The organism is Desulfovibrio sp. SGI.102, from assembly GCF_050314315.1.
Classification (GTDB): Bacteria; Desulfobacterota; Desulfovibrionia; order Desulfovibrionales; family Desulfovibrionaceae; genus Desulfovibrio.
In genome coordinates, this window is sequence record NZ_JBNPNC010000121.1 from 1 (window position 1) to 1,041 (window position 1,041).

General features: G+C 64.0%; 1 protein-coding gene. It reads left to right on the forward strand.

Annotated features, from left to right (window positions below; all coding sequences use genetic code 11):
• On the forward strand, nt 1-978 hold a 978-nt coding region (locus tag ACQRCJ_RS12425; protein WP_427799939.1), incomplete at its 5' end, for an autotransporter outer membrane beta-barrel domain-containing protein.
• Nucleotides 979-1,041: the final 63 nt, after the last annotated feature.

The following is a 1,041-nucleotide window of genomic DNA, read 5'->3' on the forward strand; positions in this document are numbered from 1 at the left end:
GTGCCGCAGATGACCAAGATGGCTTCCGACGCGGGCACCAATGCCGTGGTCAACCGTCTGGGCTTCGCCGATCCCGCTGACGGCGCCCAGGCCATGGACGCCGACGGCAAGATCGTGGACCGCAACACCACCGGCTTCGCCCTCTGGATCGCGCCCCTGTGGCAGAGCCAGCACGGCTGGGGCATGGATGCCGACAGCATGGACTATGGCTTCAACGGCAATCTGGGCGGCGTGTCGCTGGGTGCCGACTACACCTTCGAGAACGCCATCCGCGCCGGTATCACCTTCAATATCGGTGGCGGTTACGCCGAATCCTCCGGCGGCGACCTCAGCAGCACCGACAACCGCATGAACTTCTGGGGCCTCGGCGCCTACGCCGGCTGGAATTACGAAAACTTCGGCGTCATGGCCGACGTGTCGTACACCAGCACCTGGAACCAGCTCAAGCAGGACGTGGACAGCCGCATGGGCATGGGCGATCTGGAAGCCGACGTGCAGGCTACGGCCATCAGCGCCGGTCTGCGGGCTGAGTATCTGCTGCAGACCAGTGCGATGGACATCATCCCGCACATCGGCGTGCGCTACATGAGCCTCAACACCTGGGGCTATGACGTGGATACCCACGGCGGCACCGTGCTGGAAGGCGACAGCCTCCACCAGGACATCTGGACCTTCCCCATCGGCGTGACCTTCAGCAAGGACTTCGCCCTGGACAGCGGCTGGAACTTCAAGCCCAGCCTGGACTTCACCGTGATCCCGGCCGCCGGCGACATCAAGGCCAAGCACGATGTGCACTTCACCGGCCTGCCCGGCACCTATGAAGTGGAGACCCAGATGATGGATTACCTCACCTGGCAGGGCGGCGTCGGTCTGGAACTGGCCAACGACAACATGAGCATCGGCGTGAACTACACGCTGCAGGCCGGTCAGCACACCACCGGTCACGGCGTGTTCGGCAGCTTCCGCTACGAGTTCTAGGCCCTGATGCTTTAACCCATCAAACCGGGCGGTGGCCGGAAAGAGAGTCCCGGCCACCGCACC